Origin of the sequence: Blastococcus sp. Marseille-P5729, from assembly GCF_900292035.1 — a bacterium.
Classification (GTDB): domain Bacteria; phylum Actinomycetota; class Actinomycetes; order Mycobacteriales; family Antricoccaceae; genus Cumulibacter.
In genome coordinates this window covers 809,863-827,339 of the sequence record NZ_OMPO01000002.1, presented here as the reverse complement: position 1 = coordinate 827,339, position 17,477 = coordinate 809,863, and the positions used below count along the sequence as shown (strand labels likewise).

Here is a 17,477-nt window from a genome sequence, read left to right as displayed (position 1 = left end):
GCGGCGGGGTCGACCGCTAATGCTGGCCGCACCCACGACCGCGCACCCAGGTAATCGTTAGCGCATACCCGACAGCGGCCGATGGGTTGGGCCGGTGGATCCGTCGGCCCTCACTGTTACGGTCTGGCTAGTTTCTGCCCTGCGGGAGGACGTTGTGACCGAGGATCTGAACAGCTGGGTGAGTCGCCGGCTCGACGAGGACGACGGGCTCTCTGACGACGCGAAGCTGCTCATCATGGCGGCGCTCGACGGCGACGCCGCGCTGGCCGACATGGCAGGCTGGACGCCGCCGCAATCCGCGCCGAAGGCTGCCGATACGGTCGAGCCCGTCGGCGCGTTCCTCAAGCAGATCAAGGTTCGCGCATTTCGCGGGATCGGTGATGAGGCGCAAATTGATCTGGATCCCGGCCCGTCGCTCACCGTCATTTCTGGCCGTAACGGGTCGGGCAAGTCGAGCTTCGCCGAAGGCCTCGAAGTCGCGCTGACGGGTTCCACCTTCAGGTGGCGCAATCGGACGACGCAATGGAAGGAACGCTGGCGCAACGTCCACTGCCATGACGATCCGCGCATTGAAGTCACCTTGGTAGAGGAAGGTGTAGGTCGCACTCGTCTCGTCGTCGACTGGCCCGACGATGCCGACCTGGAGGCCCCGCGCACGACGCTCCAGCGCGAAGGTGGCAAACAGGAGCCCGGAATGGACAGCCTCGGCTGGGCGGGCCCGCTGGAGACGTACCGTCCGTTGCTCACATACGAGGAGCTCGGCGCGCTACTCGCCGCCGCACCGGCGGACCTCTACGACAAGATCTCAACCGTCCTCGGAATCGGCCAACTGAGCGACGCGGTGAGGCGGCTCGAGGCACATCAGAGAGGCCTGTCCGCCCCACAAGCCAAGCTCGCCAAGGACAGGAAAGACCTCCTGGCTCAGCTCGAGGCGCTGGACGACGAGCGCGCGCGTCAGGCCGCCGCACTGCTGAAGAAGCGGAAACCGGATGCCGGCCAGTTGCGCCAGCTGGCGATCGGGAGTGTGGGTGACACCGGTCAAGCGGCGCAGGTTCGCGCTTTGCTGCGGCTTCGGTTGCCGAGCGAACAGGAGTGCGCCGAGGCGGCCGACGAGCTGAAGGCCGCGGTCGGCGCTTTCGCGGATCTGGCACACGGGTCAGATGCCGCCGCCGAGCGTCGTGCGCAGCTCGTCGACGCGGTGATCGCGCTGCACGAGCACGAGGGGCGTCAACAGTGTCCGGTCTGCGGAGTGGGCACCGTCGACGGCGATCTCATCGCAACGCTGAGGGCCGAGCGTGCCGCGGAGCGGTCAGCGGCGACTGCCCTGCGTGACGCGAGAGACCGGCACCAGAATGCGGGCAACGCCGCACGGAGAGTGATCCAGCATCCGCCGGCCGCACTGAGCGTCGACCTGCCAGTAGAACTGACCGGGCCCGCTGCGGCGACTCGAACCGCGTGGCAAGACTGGGCGTCTGCGCCAGGAGACCTGCTTGAGCTCAGGGAGCACATCCAGACGAAGCGCGCTCCGCTCGACGACGCCCTCGCGAAACTCCAGACCGCGACCCAGCAGTACGTCGACGAGCTCGACGATGCGTGGGGAGCGATCGCGACGCGGATCGCCACCTTCGTCGATGATCTCGACGCGTGGCACAGGTCCGAGCCGGAGGCAAGCGCTGCGAAGGATGCCCATCAGTGGCTGAAGACGAACGAGATCGCGCTCAAGAACGAACGCGTGTTGCCGATCGCAGAGGAGGCGAAGCGGATCTGGGCAGGACTTCGCCAGCAGAGCAATGTCGACATCGCCGGCCTGGCGCTGGAGGGCTCGAACACCCGTCGTCGCGTCGTCGTCTCCGCCACCGTGGACGGCGAAGACGTGGGCGCCCTATCGGTGATGAGCCAAGGTGAGCTGCACTCTCTCGCCCTCGCGCTCTTCATTCCGCGAGCAACAATGCCCCGGAGCCCGTTCCGGTTCGTCGTCCTCGACGACCCCGTGCAGGCGATGGGCCCGGCGAAGGTCGACGGGCTGGTGAATGTGTTGCTCGAAATCGCACGTACCCGGCAAGTCATAGTGTTCTCGCACGACGATCGATTCGCCAGCGCCGTACGCCGGGCGCCGCGGGAGGTGCCCGTGAAGGTGCTCGAGATCCGCCGTGAGGCGAACTCGAAGGTCACCGCCGTGGTGGCCCTCAGCCCGGCGCAGCGCTATCTGCGAGATGCGTTCGCAATCACCAAGGACGAGGGCCTCGACCTCGAGACTTTACGTCGGGTGCTCCCCGGACTGCTGCGCATGGCGCTAGAAGCGCAGTGCCGCGAGGTGTACTTCACTCGTGGCCTCTCAAGCGGAGCGAGCCACCAGGAGGTAGAGGAGAACTGGGCCGCGGCGATGAAAACTAGGGCACGGTTGGGGCTCGCGGTGGCTGACGGCGCCGACCCGGCCGGATGGCTGAACCAGTACCCGCACCGACGTAGGGCGCTGAAGCACGCGAACGCTATCCACTCCCAGCTGGAAAGCGTGGCCCCGATCGATGCCTGCCGAGATGTCGAGAGCGCGGTAGATGACCTCGCGGCCGGTGCCCGATGAGATCGCCGCTCGAGCAAGCGAGAGGTCTGCTCGATGGATCGGTGGATGTGCGATCGCACTCGGTGCGCGCTGCCGGGTGGCTCGCCCGGGCCGAGCTGGAGGATGTGCTGGTCGGGTTGATTCGCGCGAAGGGCGCCGACCCTGGACGGTCCAGCGTGCGGACGAGACTCTGCTGCATCGAGGTTCTGTACCGAGATTCTCCTGATGTAGCAGGAAAGGCGCAGTTCGCGTGGGACTCGCTGTCACAGGCCGCGCACCATCACTCGTATGACCTCGGCCCAACGCACGCCGAGGTTGCTGCCGCGGTCGAGCTGGTGGCTGACCTACGATCACGCGCCGCGTTGCGCGACTGATTTGTGCCAGCAGACGCGCCCGGCGGGCGACTTGCTCATCATCCCGCCGGCCCGTCATGACCTCGAGGCGCTCGACGACAGTGCCGTCCTGCTCACCGTCGTCATCGCCTGCTGAACCCAGCCCGACGTCCCCCCTCGTCGAGCGGTGAGTCAGAGAGTGATCCCGGTGTCGGTGACCTTTCCGACCAGGCGGGACTTCGGAGTCTTCTCGCCGGCCTCGACGGCGATCGGCAGCCGGTTCTCCGCCGGCGGCAGCGGGCAGGTCGCGAAGTCGGTGTGCGCGCACGGCAGGTTCACCGCGCGGTTGAAGTCGAGCACGGTGTGGCCGGCTGCGTCCGGGGCGGCGATCGCGATGCTCCGGTTCGCGCCGTACGTCGTGATCCCGCTGGTCTGGTCGGTGAACAGCACGAACAACGAGCCCGGCTCGTGGCCGGGGAAGGTCGTGAGCCGGTGGGTCTCACCGTCGATCTCGAACTCGACCTGGCCCGGCGAGTCGTAGACATGCTGCAGGTCGTCGACCGCCGCGCCCACGGTGACGGCGCGGGGCTCGTCCCACGGCACGAAGCGGGCGTCGACTCGCCACGCGGGGTCAGGGCTGAAGGCCGGATTCCCCTGGTATTCCTTCAAGAACGCGTTGTCGGGGCGCCGCGGGCGCAGCAGATCCCGTCCTCCGCGGCGCGCCACCTCGATCACGCCGCCGTCGAACTCGGCATTGACGCCGCCGCGCTCGGGGATCGGTCCGAACTCGTGGCGGCCGGTGACGCGCTCGCCGCCGACGGTGAGGCTCTCCGACTCCCCGAGCTCGACGACGGGGCCGTTCTCCCCGGTGATCCAGGTTCCGGGCGCGTCGGGCAGCGTGGTGGGCTCCGCGCTCAGCCAGTACAAGCCGGTGATGGCGAGGAAGCCATGCCCGTCGGCCCGGTTCTTCTCGTGCTCGGCGTGCCACTGCCGCCATTCGTCGGCGAAGGTCTCCGTCGCGGAGCTTGTCGTCGTCATGGTTATCGATCTTCCTCTCGTTGTGATGCTACTTCGGTTGTATGGCTCAGATGTCCCATTCGGTGGCGAGCAGCTCGTGCGAGCGGATCCGGTCGCCGTGGTCGTGGGTGACGGAGGTGATGAGCAGCTCGTCGGCGCCGGTGGCCTCCTGCAGGACGCGCAGCTGGTCGGCGACCCTGCCCGGCGACCCGACGAACTGGGTGCGGACCCGGTCGTCGACGAGTGCGGTGTCCTCGGCCGTCCACTCCAGCCCCGCGACCTGAGCCGGCGACGGGAACGGGATCGCGCCCGACCCGCTGCGGATGCTGCGCACCCACGCGGCGTACGGCGACGCGAGCTCGCGGGCGCGTTCGTCCGTCTCGGCCACGACGACGTCTGCCGACACCACGACGTACGGCCGGGCGAGGTTCTCGGACGGCGTGAACGCGGCCCGGTAGGCCTCGACTGCGTCGAGGACGGCGGATGGCGCGACGTGGTAGTTCGCGGCGAACGGCAGTCCGCGGGCGCCGGCGAGCTGCGCGCTCTCTCCGCCGCTGCTGCCGAGCAGCCACACCTCGATGGTCGCGCCCTTGCCCGGCACCAGAAGGACCGGTTCTCCGTCCGCGGTGCGGTAGGTGCCGGCGATGAACGCCTGGATGTCGTCGACCTGCGCGGCGAAAGCCGGTGACTGCGCGCCCTCCTGACGGAGCAGCTGGTCGGCGGCGCGTGCGCGGGACGACGTGAGCTGCTTCGTGATGTCGAACGGCGCGGGCAGCAGAAGCCCGTTGACGACGCGCTCCTCCCTCGCCGGACGCGCCGGCGGGGCGCCGACCGCCGCGAGCGCTTCGGCGCGGCGCTGCCCGCTGCGGCCGAGCCCCAGGTCGATGCGTCCGGGGTGTACGGCGTCGATGGTGGCGAACTGCTCGAGGACGACCGCCGCGGTGGTGTTCCCGGCGAGGACGGCGCCCGAGCCCACGCGGATCCGGTTGGTCGCGGAGGCGATCAGGCCGACGAGCACCGCCGGCGACGAGCTGGCCACGCCCTCGTTGAAGTGGTGCTCTGCGACCCAGTAGCGGTGGTAGCCGAACTCCTCGGCGCGTTGGGCCAGGTCGATGGTGTTGCGCAGCGCCTGCGACGGGGTCGATCCGTCGATCACGGGAGCGAGGTCGAGAACGGACAACGGGATGGTGCTCATGTAGGGGTGAAGCCTTTCGGGTCAGGAGCGCGCCGCGGCGGCGTCGCGCAGGTGGCGGCCGGCGATCGCATTCAGCAGGTCGCGGGTGTAGTCGTGCTGTGGTCGGGAGAACAGCTCGTCGACCGGCCCGGTCTCGACGATCGCGCCGCGGCGCATCACCGCCGCCCGGTGCGCGATCTGGCTGACCACCGCCAGGTCGTGAGTGATGAACAGGTAGGTCAGCTGCTGGTCCGCCTGCAGCTCGACCAGGAGGTCGAGGACCTGCGCCTGCACCGACACGTCGAGGGCCGACACCGGTTCGTCGAGAACGACGAGCTCAGGGGACAGGGCGAGCGCCCGCGCGATCGCGAGCCGCTGCCGCTGCCCGCCGGAGAGCTCGGCCGGCTTGCGCTGCAAGGTCGATGCCGGGAGCGCGACGCGGTCGATCAGCGTCGCGACCCGGTCGTGGCGCTCGGCGCGGGTCCCGACCTTGAACACGCGAAGTGGCTCTCCGACGATCTCCTCGGCGTTCCAGCGGGGATCGAGCGAGGCGAACGGGTTCTGGTACACCAGCTGTGCATGGCGTCGTGCCTCCCGCCACGCGGATCCGCGCAGACCGCTGATCTCGGTGTCGCCGATGCCGACTGTTCCGGACGTCGGCTGCGTGAGGCCAAGGACGAGGCGGGCGGTCGTTGATTTGCCGGATCCCGACTCTCCCACCAGGGCCAGGGTCTGGCCCTTCGGGATCTCGAAGGTGACGTCGTCGACCGCGCGCAGCGTCTCACCGTGGGGCAGCCGGAACTCCTTGACGAGGCTCGTCGCCCGCACGAGCGGCGCCGAGTCGCTCGCGGGCGCCGGGGCGGTACGCCGCCGGACGCCGAATCCGCCGAGTTCGAGCCCGGGGGCGGCCCTCAGCAACCGCTTGGTGTACTCGTGCTGCGGGTCGTGCAGGACGTCGGCGGTGCGGCCGTGCTCCACGATCGCGCCGTGTGACATGACGACGATGCGCTGGGCGCGGTCGGCGGCCACCCCGAGGTCGTGGGTTACCAGCAGCACCGACATGTCGCGCTCGGCGCGGAGCGCCTCGATGCGATCGAGGATCCGCCGCTGCACGGTCACGTCGAGGGCGCTGGTCGGTTCGTCCGCGATGAGGAGCTGCGGCTCGGCGGCGGTTGCGATCGCGATGAGCACCCGCTGACGCATCCCGCCGGACAGCTCGTGCGGATACTGCCGGGCGCGCACCTCGGGGTCGGGCAGCCCGGCCCGCTCGAGTGCGGCGACCGCCTCGATCGCCGCGGTACGGCGGCCTGCCAGTCCGTGCACGCGGAGCCCCTCGGCGACCTGCCGCCCGATGCGCTGCACCGGGTTCAGCGAGACGGTCGGATCCTGCGGGACGAGGCCGATCTCCTTGCCCCGGATTCGCCGGTAGGCGCGGGTCGACGCATGTGCGACGTCGGTTCCTCGCCACGCGATGGAGCCCGCCTCGATCTCGGCGTTCGGGGGCAGCAACCCGATCACGGCGTGAGCGAGTGTGCTCTTGCCCGAGCCCGACTCTCCGACGAGCGCGACCACCTCGCCGCGCTCGATCCGCAGGTCGACGCCGCGCAGCGCGGGAACCCGCCCGCTGCGCGTCCGGTAGCCCACCTTCAGGCCGTCGACCTTCAGCAGGGTCGATGGGTCGTTGTTGCTCATCACGCACGCGTCCATTCGCCGTCGAGGGCCCGCGACACCCTGTTCACCGCGAGCACGGTCGCCGCGACAGTCAGGCCGGGCAAGGTGGTCAGCCACCATGAGGTGGCCAGGTAGTTGCGGCCCTCGGCGACCATCGATCCCCATTCGGGCGTCGGCGGGGGAGCGCCGTAGCCCAGGAAGCTCAGCGATGCGACCGCGAGGATGGCCACGCCGAACTCGAGCACGGCGAGAGCGAGGATCGGGCCGATCGCGTTGGGCAGGATGTGCCTCCGCAGCGTCGTCCACGGCCGTGATCCGACGGAGCGCGCGGCCTCCACGTACGTCGCCCGTGACACGCGCAACGTCTCCGAACGAGCGATCCGCGCGAACGTGGCGATTGAGCCGATCGCCACGGCGATCGCGACGTTCACGGTGCCGTAGCCGAGGGCGGTGATGAGCGCCAGCGACAGCAGAAGCGCCGGGATGGCGAGCAGGACGTCGACGAAGCGCATGATCGCATCGTCGACCCACCGGCCCAGGGTTCCGGCGATGAGGCCCATCAGGCCGCCGACGATGAGCGCGATCGTGACGGCGACCAGCGCCGATCGCAGCGACAGCGAGGTGCCGTGCACGACCCGCGTGAACACGTCGCGACCCAGGTGATCGGTTCCGAACAGGTGGGCCGGGCTCGGTGCCTTGAGATGGTCCGCCGGCTCCCCGGTCAGCGGGTTTCCCGAGGCTAGAAGGGAAGGGGCGAAGCAGGCGATGAGCACCAGCGCGAGGAAGACGACGCTGATGATCAGGCCCGGTCGGGCCAGCGCGAACCGGAGCCAACGGGGTAGGCCGCGCCGACGGTCGGTGGGGTCCGCCGCCGCCACCACTGTGCTCGGCGGGGCCGTGACCTCAGGCGGTTCGACGTCCCGCACGAGGGTGGCGGTGGCGAGCTCGGTCATGCGGGTACCTTTCTCGGCGTCGCGGTGCTGGTCGCCGTGATCCGGGGATCGAGCACGGGGTAGATCAGGTCGACGATCAGGTTCGTGGCTACGAACACCAGTGCGCCGAACACCACGATTCCTTGTACGAGGGGAATGTCCTGGGCCGTGACGCCCTGAACGGTGAGCCGGCCGACCCCAGCCCTGGCGAACACGGTCTCGACCACGACTGAGCCGGCCAGCAGCTGCCCGACCAGCAGGCCGACGGCGGTGAGCGCAGGCAACGCGGCGTTGCGCAGCGCGTGCGTGAAGTGGATGCCGGCCCTGCTCACCCCCTTCGCGCGAGCAGTCGTCACGTAGGCGTCGTCGAGCGCGGTGCTCAGCGACTTTGCGAGTATCTGGGCGATCACGGCGCCGATCGGCAGCGCCAGTGTCACTGCCGGCAGCACCAGCGCATTCAGACCGGTGCCGCCGATCGACGGGAACAGGCCGAGCTGGAAGCTGAACACCTGGATCAGCACGAGCCCGACCCAGAACGTCGGGAGCGAGACCGCCAGCGGCGGGAGCGCCAGGAGGAACTGGCGCGCCCACCGCGACTCGGTCGCCGTGGCGACGATGGCGAGCAGGCCGCCGCCGAGGATCGCCAGCAGCAGCGCGGCACCAGCCAGCACGGCCGTGCTCGGAAGCGCGTCGACAATCGACGACGTCACCGAACGGCCGGTCTGGATCGAGTCGCCGAAGTCACCCTGCAGCGCGGCCCACAGCCGTTCGCCGTACTGCACGATCAACGGTTCGTCGACCCCGTACTGTGCGCGCAGCTGGGCGAGCTCGGCTGCCGAAGGCGGTACTTCCTGGGCGGAGACCATCGCGTCGACGGCGTCGCCCGGGATCAGGTAGAGCACGACGAACGACACCGTGAACGCTGCCCAGAGCACGCCGACCGCGAGGGCGACCCGACGAAGGAGGTACCTGGTCATCGGCGCATCACCCCGCGTCGACCCACGTGTCGAAGAGCTGGATGCGCGACGACGCGTCATAGGTGATCTCGTGGATCTTCGCACCGTGCGCGAGCACCGTGGTCAGCTCTACGACGGGAATGACGTAGTAGTTGTCCACGATCAGCTTCTGCGCCTGTGCGGCGTACTCGGCGCGCTTCGTCGGGTCGGATTCCGATGCCTGCGCCGTGAGGACGTCGTCGAGATCGGACGCCGGAAGCCGGTAGTTGTTCGCCAGAGCCGTCGAGTAGTTGGAGCGCAGGATGTCCGGATCAGCCCGGGTGACGTTGGCCCAGTAGATGTCGAAGTCGCCCGACGACACGACCGAGGTCGACTCGGTGAGCTGCAGCTCCTTGAGCTGGATGTCGATCCCGGCCTCGGCCGCCTGCTGCTGGATCAGCTCGAGAGCGGGCTTGTTCGTGCCGATGACCGCCGCCCAGCTGACCGTCAGCGTGAGCTTCTGGCCGTCCTTGGCGTAGATGCCGTCCGAGCCCTTCGCCCAGCCGGCGTCCTCGAGGATCTTCGCCGCCTTCTTGGGATCGCTGCCGAGAGCGTCCTTCTGCGACGCGTACATCGGCGTCGTCGACGCGAGGATGCTGGTGGCCGGCTTGGTCTGCGACGTGTAGACCGTGTCGACGACCTGCTGGCGATCGATGACCAGGGAGAGCGCCTCGCGGACCACCGGGTCGGCGCCGAGCGGGCGCGAGTTGTTGAAGCCCAGGTTGAACACGACGCCGGGGTTGGACCGGTCCTGCAAGACGACGTCGGTGCCCTTGAACGCCGCTTCGTCCTGCGGGCCGATGCTGCTGATCGCATCGACCTCACCGGACTGCAGGCTGCCCGCGCGCACCCCTGACTCGGGGACGATCTGGAAGGTGACCTGGTCGAGGTATGCCTCGCCCTTGTGCTTCCACAGCGACGATCCCCAGTCGTAGCCGTCGCGCTTCGTCAGCACGATGGACTGGTTCGGGGTATAGGAGCCGAGGACGAAGGGTCCGGATCCGATGACGCTCTTGCAGCGCTCGTCGTCGCTGAGCGCCACGCTTGCCGGCGAGAGCAGGCCGAGGCTGTGCGTGGATGTCGCCTGGAGGAACTGCGCATTGGGCTGGTTGAACGTTACGGTCACGGTCTGCGGGTCGACGACCGTGCTGCTCGCGTAGCCGGCCAGGTAACCGCGGGCCAGCGTCGCGCGGGCGCCGAGGTTGACCGCGCGGTCGAAGTTCGCCTTCACGGCAGCGGCGTCCACTACCGCGCCGTCGGAGAACGTCGCTCCCTTGCGCAGGTGGAAGGTGAACGACTTCGTGTCGTCCGAGATCTCCCACGACTCGGCGAGCCACGGAACGATCTCGCCTGTCTCCGGATTCTGGTCGGTGAGGGAGTCCACGATCTGCCGGGTCGACCAGATGGTGTCGTTGCTGCCGACCTGCTGGGGGTCGACGCAACCGGCGTCGGAGCTGACTGCGAAGGTCGCCTTTCCGCCGCTGACGGGCGATCCGGCGGCCGAGTCTTCGGCGTTCGCTCCGCTGCCGCAGGCGGCGAGCGCGAGGCTCGCGGCGGTCAGCAGCGCGGCGGGGACGAGCAGGTGCCGGCGTCCCGGTCGTGGGGTGTTCATCGTGGTGCTCTTTCGGTAGCGGTGGTCGGTGAGGGGAGTGGTGGGAGAGCGGTCAGCGGTGGTCACGACGCGGCGGCCGCGGGATCGTTGGCCAGCGCCGACCAGCGCTCCGCGGGGGTGGCCGCGGGCAGACCGAGGTTGTCGCGCAGGGTGGCGCCGGGGGTGTAGTCCGCGCGAAGGGCGCCGCGCTCCTGCAGGAGCGGGACGACCTTGTCGACGAACGGATCCAGCCCCGCCGGGACGATGTGCGGGACGAGGATGAATCCGTCGCTGGCCCCGGCGAGAACGAACTGGTCGAGCTGGTCGGCAATGGTCGCCGGGCTACCGACGAACAGCCCGCGGCTGGTCACCTCGACGATCAGCTCGCGGATGCTCAGGTTCTTGGCCTCGGCGAGCTCTCGGTAGCGGCGGGCGGTATCGAGCACGCTGTCGACCTGGCGGGCGCGTCCCTGGATGATGGAGATCGACTCGACGTCGGGATCCTCAGCCGGCAGCGGGCCGTCGGGGTCGTACGACGAGAGGTCCCGGTTCCATACTTGCTCCAGGAGCAGGATCGCGGTCTGCGGGCTCACCTGCTGGAACCGCACCTCGCGAGCGATCTCGGCCGCCTCCGCGTCGGTGTCGCCCAGGATGAACCCGACGCCTGGCAGCACCTTCAGGTCGTCGGGCCGGCGGCCGTACCGCACGGCGCGCGCCTTGACGTCCTTGGTGAACGCGATCCCTTCGTCGAGCGTCCCGTGCCGGGTGAAGATCGCGTCGGCGAACTGGGCAGCCGATTCCCTGCCGTCGCTGGAATCCCCAGCCTGGAGGATGACTGGATGCCCTTGCGGGCTGCGCGGGACGTTGAATCGGCCGGAGATGGCGAACTGCTTACCGTTGTGCTCGAACGCGCCGGCGTGGCCGTCGCGCAGGAACGCGCCGGACTCCTTGTCCGCCGCGATGGCGTCGGGCGCCCACGAGTCCCAGAGCTCGCGCGCGGTCTGTACATGCTCCCGCGCCCGCTCGTAGCGCTCCGCGTGCGGCAGGAATCCGCCGCGGCGGAAGTTCTCGCCGGTGAACGCGTCGGAGCTCGTGACGACGTTCCAGGCGGCTCGCCCTGCCGAGAGGTGGTCCAGGGTCGCGAACTGGCGCGCCACCTCGTACGGCTCGTTGAAGGTCGCGTTGATGGTGCCGGCCAGGCCGAGATGCTTGGTGACTGAGGAGAGTGCCGCGAGGACGGCGAACGTATCGGGCCTCCCGACGACGTCCAGGTCGTGGATCAGCCCGCGCTGCTCGCGCAGCCGGAGTCCCTCGGCGAGGAAAAAGAAGTCGAACTTGCCGCGCTCGGCGGTCCGCGCGAGGTGCTCGAACGACGAGAAGTCGATCTGGCTGCCCGACGCCGGATCACGCCAGACGGTCGAGTTGTTGACGCCGGGGAAGTGCGCGCCGAGGATGATCTGCTTGCGTGGATTGCTGGTGCTCATGAAAGTGGTTCCCTTTCCCTTAGGCGATCGCGGCGTAGCGGTTGACCGCTACGGGGAGCCCGAGATGATCGCGGAGGGTGGTGGTCTCGTAGGTGTGGCGGAACGCGCCGGCCGACTGGAGAGCGGGGACGACGCCGCGGGTGATCGCGACGAGGTCGTCTGGTAGCACCGCGGGTCGCAACCGGAACCCGTCCAACCCGGCGTCCGCCCAGTCGACGAGCAGCGTTGCCAGCTGGTCGGGGGTAGTCGCGAGGATCGCGGCGTCGGAACGGAGCTTCTCGCCCGCGGTGTCGTCGAGGCGGCGCAGGCGGTCACGGGCGTCCTTCTCGGTGTCGCCCAGGACGACCAGCAGGTCTGCGTTGATCAGCAGCGGCGTACTGGTGCGGCCGACCGCTTGTTCGGCCGCGCGGACCTGCCCGATCAGGGCGGGCACGTCGTCGATGCCCTGCGGGGTGACGAAGACCAGGTCGGCGCCGCGAGCGGCCAGCTCGTAGGGGATATCGGCGTGCGCGAGAGCCGTCACGACCGGCTGGCCCTGCGGCGGGCGCGGTGTGATGGACGGGCCCTTGACGCTGAACTTCGACCCCTCGAAATCGATGTAGTGCAGCTTGTCGCGGTCGATGAAGCGGCCGGTCGCCTCGTCGCGGATCTCGGCGTCGTCCTCCCAGCTGTCCCACAGCCGGCGGACCACCTCGATCGAGTCGGCCGCCTCGTCGAACAGCTCGCGGATGGCCTGGCGGGAGTCCTCCTGGGTGGCCCAGTTTCGGTCGAGCTCGGGGATGTCGCGGCGGCCGAAGTGTGCGGCCTCGTGGGCGCGGCCGGAGACCTGCACCCGCCATCCGGCGCGGCCGCGGCTCGCGAAGTCCAGGGTGGCGATGGACTTGGAGATGTGGAACGGCTCGGTGTGGGTGGTGGTGACGGTGGGGACCAGGCCGATCGAGGAGGTGATGGGCCCGAGCGCCGCCGCGATCAGCGAGGCGTCGAGGCGCCCGCGTACCTGGTCGGTGCGGTGGTCGGGCGGCCCGCCGAAGTGGTCGGACTGGATGCCGAGGGAGTCCTCGATCGTCACGAAGTCGAGCAGGCCGCGCTCGGCTTCGGTGACGAGCTCTGCCCAGTAGGCGGTTGTGAACAGGTCGGCAGGACGGGCTCCGGGCTCACGCCAGGCGGCCGGATGCCACCCCGCGCCGTCGAGCGCGACAGAGAGGTTGATGTGTTCGGAGGAAGCGGACGGCGGGGTCGCCGGATTGTTGGACATGCGTGGAAGCACCTCAAGGTAGGAAGGCACATCACCGCTGCGTAAGGAATGCAGGAAGATCGCCGAAGCTGCCGAGGCGGCTACGACGAGACGGAACTATCCGTCAGGAGGTGATGTGTGGTGTGTAGGTCGGGCGGAACGCGCTCTTAGCGCGAACAGCGCATGCTGGCGACGAGCGCCAGATCGACGTACAGCCGCCAAGCGGCTTCGTGACCGGTCATCGGTCGTGAATGGGCGGTGCGAAAACCAGACGTGGCGTCCATGGCTGGTTTCTCCTAACCCGCGTGAGCGAACTCGTACTTGCCGGTCGCTGTTGCGATCCGGCCAGGTCTTCACCTGGAGCACCCCACCACGAGGCGGGGGTTGCCGATCGCCGAGCCAGGGCTTCGCGGCGATTCTCGTGACCTCGTTGAAGAGTAAACGAGCCTCGTTTCAGGGGCAAGTCATGTGCCCCAGATCACGGCGGGCGAGCATTCTGCCTACCCTGATGGGGTTGGGCCGCTGCTGATTGCGCGCAACCCCGACGAGGACTCCAGCCTGCCCTGTCTCGTGCGGATCCCGATCGGGCGACGGGATCGGTTCGTGCACGCGTTGATAGAACCACAAGCTTCCGTGTTCGTTCGGCCAGTTGAAACTAGGCCGGGTCGGCGCCAGACTGAGTAGAGACCGAATCCCGGTGCGCGCTGCCATGGACTGTGACTGGGCTCGAGCCGTAAGCAACATCGAGTCCCGGGTGAACCGCCCCGGCGTGTCCGGAGACTTTCTAGCTTGAGACTCCAACGGTTGCTGGGGTCTCGTGGTGAGCGTAGTGAGCGGCCTCTGCCTCGACGGGCGTGAGGTCGTCGCAGTACTCGTGGGGCCGGCGGTGGTTGTACCAGTCCACCCATTCAGCGGTGGCGACCTCGAGGTCGTCGAAGCCCTTCCACGGCCGCTGCTTCTTGACCAGCTCGGTCTTGTAAAGCCCGATGATCGATTCGGCCAGTGCGTTGTCGTAGGACGAGCCCACCGCGCCGGTCGAAGGCTTGATCCCGGCGGCGTCGAGCTTCTCGGAGTAGGCCACGGACAGGTACTGCGTGCCGTGGTCATGGTGCGCAACCAGTCCGGCCAGGTCACGCCCTTCGCGGCCGCGGGTCCAGATCGCCTGTTCAACGGCGTCCACGACGAGCTGGCTGGTCATCGTGGTCGCTACCGACCAGCCCAGGATCCGCCGGGCGTAGGCGTCGATCACGAACGCGGTGTAGCACCAGCCCGACCACGTCGAGCAGTAGGTGAAGTCCGCCACCCAGAGCCGATCGGGTGCTAACGGCCGGAAGCTCCGGTCGACGAGATCCAGTGGCTTCGGCGCCTTCGGGTCGCTGATCGTGGTGCGCTTGGCCTTGCCCCGCACCGCGCCGGCCAGGCCGAGCTCACCCATGAGCCGCTCCACGGTGCAGCGCGCGATCGGCGGCGCATCTGCGGCCCGCTCCCGGTTGAGCGTCAGCCACACCTTCCGCGCGCCGTAGACGCCGTAGTTCGCCGCGTGGACCTCGGCGACCTTCGGCTTCAGTTCCTCGTCGCGCACCTCGCGGGCGGTCGGCTTGCGGTGGCGGTGCTCGTAGTAGGTCGCGGGGGCGATCTTGGCGCCGAGCTCGGTGAGCGCGGCACAGATCGACTCGACACCCCATCGCAGACCGTCATCGTGGCGCTCACCGACGTGCTCGTCGATGTAGCGCACGATCAGCGCTGTGGCCGGTCGAGTTCGGCTGCGAAGAAAACCGACGCGCTCTTGAGAATCGCGTTGGCCCGCTTCAACTCGGCGTTCTCCCGCTTCAACCGCTTCAACTCCGCCGACTCCTCCGAGGTCACCCCGGGGCGCCTGCCGGCATCGACCTCGGCCTGCCGACACCACTTCCGGACCGTCTCCGGCGTCCCGACCCCGAGCAGTTCAGCGACCTTGCTCATCGCCGCCCATTCCGACTCGTGGTCGGCCCGAATCTCGGTGACCATCCGGACCGCCCGCTCACGCAGCTCGGCCGGGTACCTCTTCGACGTACTCCCAGACATGACTCCATCCTTCCCAAGGAACGGAGTCTCTGGACTTGCCGGGGCGGTTCATCGAGATCGTTGCCTGAAAAGGCAACAGGCTCGCGCAAGCCCGATGCGCGAGCGATTCCCTTGAGACCCGACTAGGAATCGTGCCTCACCACCGACGCGCTAATTCGCGACAGATCTCCTGAATATCTGCGGCCGAGGTGTCGGTGCCCTCAACGGTGCGACGCCGCCGGCTGCCGTCGGCTGCGATGAGATGCACCTGTGAACAGGCGCCCGTACTCTGGATGCCAAGGTCACTCGTCCGAACTCGGTTCCAAACCAAGGATTAGGTCATGAATGTGCTGCTCGCGGCGCGCCTTGTATCCATGCGCAATTGAGACGATGTCCGCGTCGGGCGCGAACTTGATCGCCGAACCGAGCGCCGCAATCGCATCCGCAACATCGAGGGATATGTCGGCTCCGACGAGTCGCAGCGCCTGGGCCATGCGGCCGTCTGGCACGTCTGGCACGTCTGGAAGCTTCTCGACATCGAAGGAACCGTCTTTCTTGAAGACTAGGAAGATCTCGTCACCGATCCCCAAGTCCATGTCCTCGAGGAAGCGCTTGATGCTTCCGAATGACGGCTGGTGAGTCTTGTAGGAGAACTTCTGGGGGCCGAGTCTGGACGACAGCTCGGCGTACTCCCCCGGCGCCATACGGAGGATCGTGGACAAGGCCGTTGATGCCGGCCACCCACTGCCCCGTAGGTGATCGAACGTCACCGTAGTGCGATAGAGCCAGTCGCCTCCTCGACGGTAGTAGCGCTGCACCTTTGCAGGATTTCTTCCCCCGCCGGCCAACTGTCCCGTCTCGGTCCGAACGATTCCGTTCATCACGTTGTACGGCGGGCTGCCTGCGTAGACCGCGACCGAGTTCGCAGAGACCCCGAACCTGCCGACCAGCGACTCGACCACTGTGGCCAGCGGCAACTCGCCATCGGCCTGCTCGAGAAGTTTGCCGATCTCGCCCCGAATATTCGTGTAGCCCTCAAGTCCCCACTCGGTCAGAGCGAAGTGCTCACGGTCTATCTTGGTGAAGACCGGATCGGTGCTCACCTGGTTGCGGAGGCTTCCTGCAGCTCCGCGTCCCACCTTCTTGTGCAATTCATCGAAGGTCAGTGGCGCCCCCTCGATCGACAGGATGGCCGCAGCCATGTCATTGAGCGACGCCGTCTTGAGGAGAACGAACTGGTCTCTGACCTCGTACCCCAGATAGATCAGCCATTCCTTCAACCACGGCAGGGAGCCGGCCTCGTCCCCGGATAGGGAGACGTCGGCCAAGCGGACCACCCCGTACGAGTCTGCCAACTCGTCGAGGAAGACCGACGTGTCGCGTCGCGCTGCCTCGAAGCTTGGCTCGGCACACCAACCGTCGGCGATCTCATACGCGTCATCCAAGACGTCGATCACCCTCCACGTGGGCTGACCCACGGAGACCACTTCGTGGGCCAGCGCGGGTGCCTGATCAAGCAACTCTTGGAGGGGGCGGACGCCGCGAATCTGCGTGCGAACGAAGTCTGCGGCACGGCCGACGGAGTTGGCCGCAGTGACGAGATCGTCGAGCTTGGCGCGAGCCTTTACCTCAACTTGTCTCACACGCTCGCGAGTCACCCCGAACTCCTGACCGAGCTCCTCGAGGGTCAGGGGCTCCCAGGCAAACACACGATCCCGTAGGATCTTCTGGTACCGCTGATCCAACCCGTAGATCGCGGCCTCAAGCGCGTCCGCCACGTTGACGTCAGTCGATGGGAGAACCTCGCCGGCGCTCAGTGCGAGCAGTCTCTTGCGCGCGGCGACCGCATCCGGCGGAGCTCCTAGAGGGAGCTCCCCCAGGAGGCCACTGTCAGCGCGTCCAAGGCTGAGGTTCCACTCTGCGAGGGTCTCGAGATCCCGGATGAGATCGCCCAGCCACGCGTTCGAAGGAGATGCGGTCTCGATCCCACCCGAAGACTGCAGCGGAGCGGAGGCCTGTGGTAGGGAGGTGGACAGCTCGGCGAGCTGCTGAAGAATCGACCTGACGGTCCCAATGCCAGCGTTGCGGAAGGCGAGCAGCTCCTCGAGAGACACATCGGCCAGATCCGCTGTCAGCAGCAGCTGTTCGCGATTGAGAACGTTCTTCGCGCGCACCGGAAGGTCCAACATCGCAAGGGAAATGTCCGGGGCGAGACCAGGAAAGACCTCGCCGATCGTCCACTTCCCGAGGTGGTCGATGGCTAGCTCAACGACCTTGCCTATGAGCGCCGCGCGTGCCGCTAACTCAGCATCATCGATCGGACTGCTCCACCACGCGTCCTTTGTGCCCCCCTCACTCGACGCCTTGCCGGGGAGCCACGGGAAGGCGTCTGCCCAGTTGCGCGGCCGAAGGTCGAGGAACTCGAAGTCTGGATCCACCATTCG

The 17,477-nt window shown here is 68.0% G+C and carries 12 protein-coding genes and 1 riboswitch; of the genes, 2 read left to right on the top strand and 10 right to left on the bottom strand.

Annotated features, from left to right (window positions below):
• Window positions 1-94: 94 nt before the first annotated feature.
• Window positions 95-2,581: an AAA family ATPase gene (locus tag DAA40_RS12450; protein ID WP_158716413.1), complete on the top strand. Its 2,487-nt coding sequence runs from the start codon at window positions 95-97 to the stop codon at window positions 2,579-2,581.
• A 267-nt stretch (window positions 2,582-2,848) separates the two neighbouring features.
• Window positions 2,849-3,049: a hypothetical protein gene (locus DAA40_RS16225; RefSeq protein ID WP_158716412.1), complete on the top strand. Its 201-nt coding sequence runs from the start codon at window positions 2,849-2,851 to the stop codon at window positions 3,047-3,049.
• 35 nt (window positions 3,050-3,084) lie between these two features.
• Here DAA40_RS16225 and DAA40_RS12440 read toward each other — a convergent pair whose 3' ends face one another.
• The 10 genes from DAA40_RS12440 to DAA40_RS12395 form a co-directional block, all read right to left on the bottom strand.
• Window positions 3,085-3,930, bottom strand: a complete 846-nt coding sequence (locus DAA40_RS12440; protein ID WP_106850004.1) for a DUF1684 domain-containing protein — start codon at window positions 3,928-3,930, stop codon at window positions 3,085-3,087.
• 46 nt (window positions 3,931-3,976) lie between these two features.
• Window positions 3,977-5,104 (bottom strand): LLM class flavin-dependent oxidoreductase, encoded by a 1,128-nt coding sequence (locus DAA40_RS12435; RefSeq protein WP_106850003.1) that lies wholly within the window; start codon window positions 5,102-5,104, stop codon window positions 3,977-3,979.
• A gap of 21 nt (window positions 5,105-5,125) precedes the next feature.
• Entirely contained in the window at window positions 5,126-6,775 is a 1,650-nt protein-coding gene (locus tag DAA40_RS12430; RefSeq protein ID WP_234356358.1) for an ABC transporter ATP-binding protein, read from the bottom strand.
• Complete coding sequence (locus DAA40_RS12425; RefSeq protein WP_106850001.1) at window positions 6,775-7,707, bottom strand: ABC transporter permease; 933 nt, start codon at window positions 7,705-7,707, stop codon at window positions 6,775-6,777. The genes DAA40_RS12430 and DAA40_RS12425 overlap by 1 nt, the downstream gene beginning before the upstream one ends.
• Window positions 7,704-8,663: an ABC transporter permease gene (locus tag DAA40_RS12420; protein WP_106850000.1), complete on the bottom strand. Its 960-nt coding sequence runs from the start codon at window positions 8,661-8,663 to the stop codon at window positions 7,704-7,706. The genes DAA40_RS12425 and DAA40_RS12420 overlap by 4 nt, the downstream gene beginning before the upstream one ends.
• Window positions 8,664-8,670: 7 nt before the next feature.
• Window positions 8,671-10,293, bottom strand: a complete 1,623-nt coding sequence (locus tag DAA40_RS12415; protein WP_106850162.1) for an ABC transporter substrate-binding protein — start codon at window positions 10,291-10,293, stop codon at window positions 8,671-8,673.
• Between the two features lie 62 nt (window positions 10,294-10,355).
• Window positions 10,356-11,756, bottom strand: a complete 1,401-nt coding sequence (locus DAA40_RS12410) for an NtaA/DmoA family FMN-dependent monooxygenase (protein WP_106849999.1) — start codon at window positions 11,754-11,756, stop codon at window positions 10,356-10,358.
• 19 nt (window positions 11,757-11,775) lie between these two features.
• On the bottom strand, window positions 11,776-13,011 hold the full coding sequence (locus DAA40_RS12405) for an LLM class flavin-dependent oxidoreductase (protein ID WP_106849998.1): 1,236 nt from the start codon (window positions 13,009-13,011) through the stop codon (window positions 11,776-11,778).
• A gap of 291 nt (window positions 13,012-13,302) precedes the next feature.
• Window positions 13,303-13,417: riboswitch (SAM riboswitch) on the bottom strand.
• A 357-nt stretch (window positions 13,418-13,774) separates the two neighbouring features.
• Window positions 13,775-15,054 (bottom strand): IS3 family transposase gene (locus tag DAA40_RS12400; RefSeq protein WP_106849997.1). Its coding sequence is split into 2 segments (ribosomal slippage): window positions 13,775-14,766 and window positions 14,766-15,054, totalling 1,281 coding nucleotides; the frame shifts between segments, so codons are not numbered across the junction.
• A 281-nt stretch (window positions 15,055-15,335) separates the two neighbouring features.
• Window positions 15,336-17,474: a sigma factor-like helix-turn-helix DNA-binding protein gene (locus tag DAA40_RS12395; protein ID WP_106849996.1), complete on the bottom strand. Its 2,139-nt coding sequence runs from the start codon at window positions 17,472-17,474 to the stop codon at window positions 15,336-15,338.
• Between the last annotated feature and the right edge of the window lie 3 nt (window positions 17,475-17,477).

Coding starts and splice junctions, on each gene's coding strand:
- DAA40_RS12405 (WP_106849998.1), bottom strand. CDS start 13,011: ATGTCCAACAATCCGGCGACCCCGCCGTCCGCTTCCTCCGAACACATC.
- DAA40_RS16225 (WP_158716412.1), top strand. CDS start 2,849: ATGACCTCGGCCCAACGCACGCCGAGGTTGCTGCCGCGGTCGAGCTGG.
- DAA40_RS12440 (WP_106850004.1), bottom strand. CDS start 3,930: ATGACGACGACAAGCTCCGCGACGGAGACCTTCGCCGACGAATGGCGG.
- DAA40_RS12415 (WP_106850162.1), bottom strand. CDS start 10,293: ATGAACACCCCACGACCGGGACGCCGGCACCTGCTCGTCCCCGCCGCG.
- DAA40_RS12435 (WP_106850003.1), bottom strand. CDS start 5,104: ATGAGCACCATCCCGTTGTCCGTTCTCGACCTCGCTCCCGTGATCGAC.
- DAA40_RS12420 (WP_106850000.1), bottom strand. CDS start 8,663: ATGACCAGGTACCTCCTTCGTCGGGTCGCCCTCGCGGTCGGCGTGCTC.
- DAA40_RS12410 (WP_106849999.1), bottom strand. CDS start 11,756: ATGAGCACCAGCAATCCACGCAAGCAGATCATCCTCGGCGCGCACTTC.
- DAA40_RS12425 (WP_106850001.1), bottom strand. CDS start 7,707: ATGACCGAGCTCGCCACCGCCACCCTCGTGCGGGACGTCGAACCGCCT.
- DAA40_RS12395 (WP_106849996.1), bottom strand. CDS start 17,474: ATGGTGGATCCAGACTTCGAGTTCCTCGACCTTCGGCCGCGCAACTGG.
- DAA40_RS12430 (WP_234356358.1), bottom strand. CDS start 6,775: ATGAGCAACAACGACCCATCGACCCTGCTGAAGGTCGACGGCCTGAAG.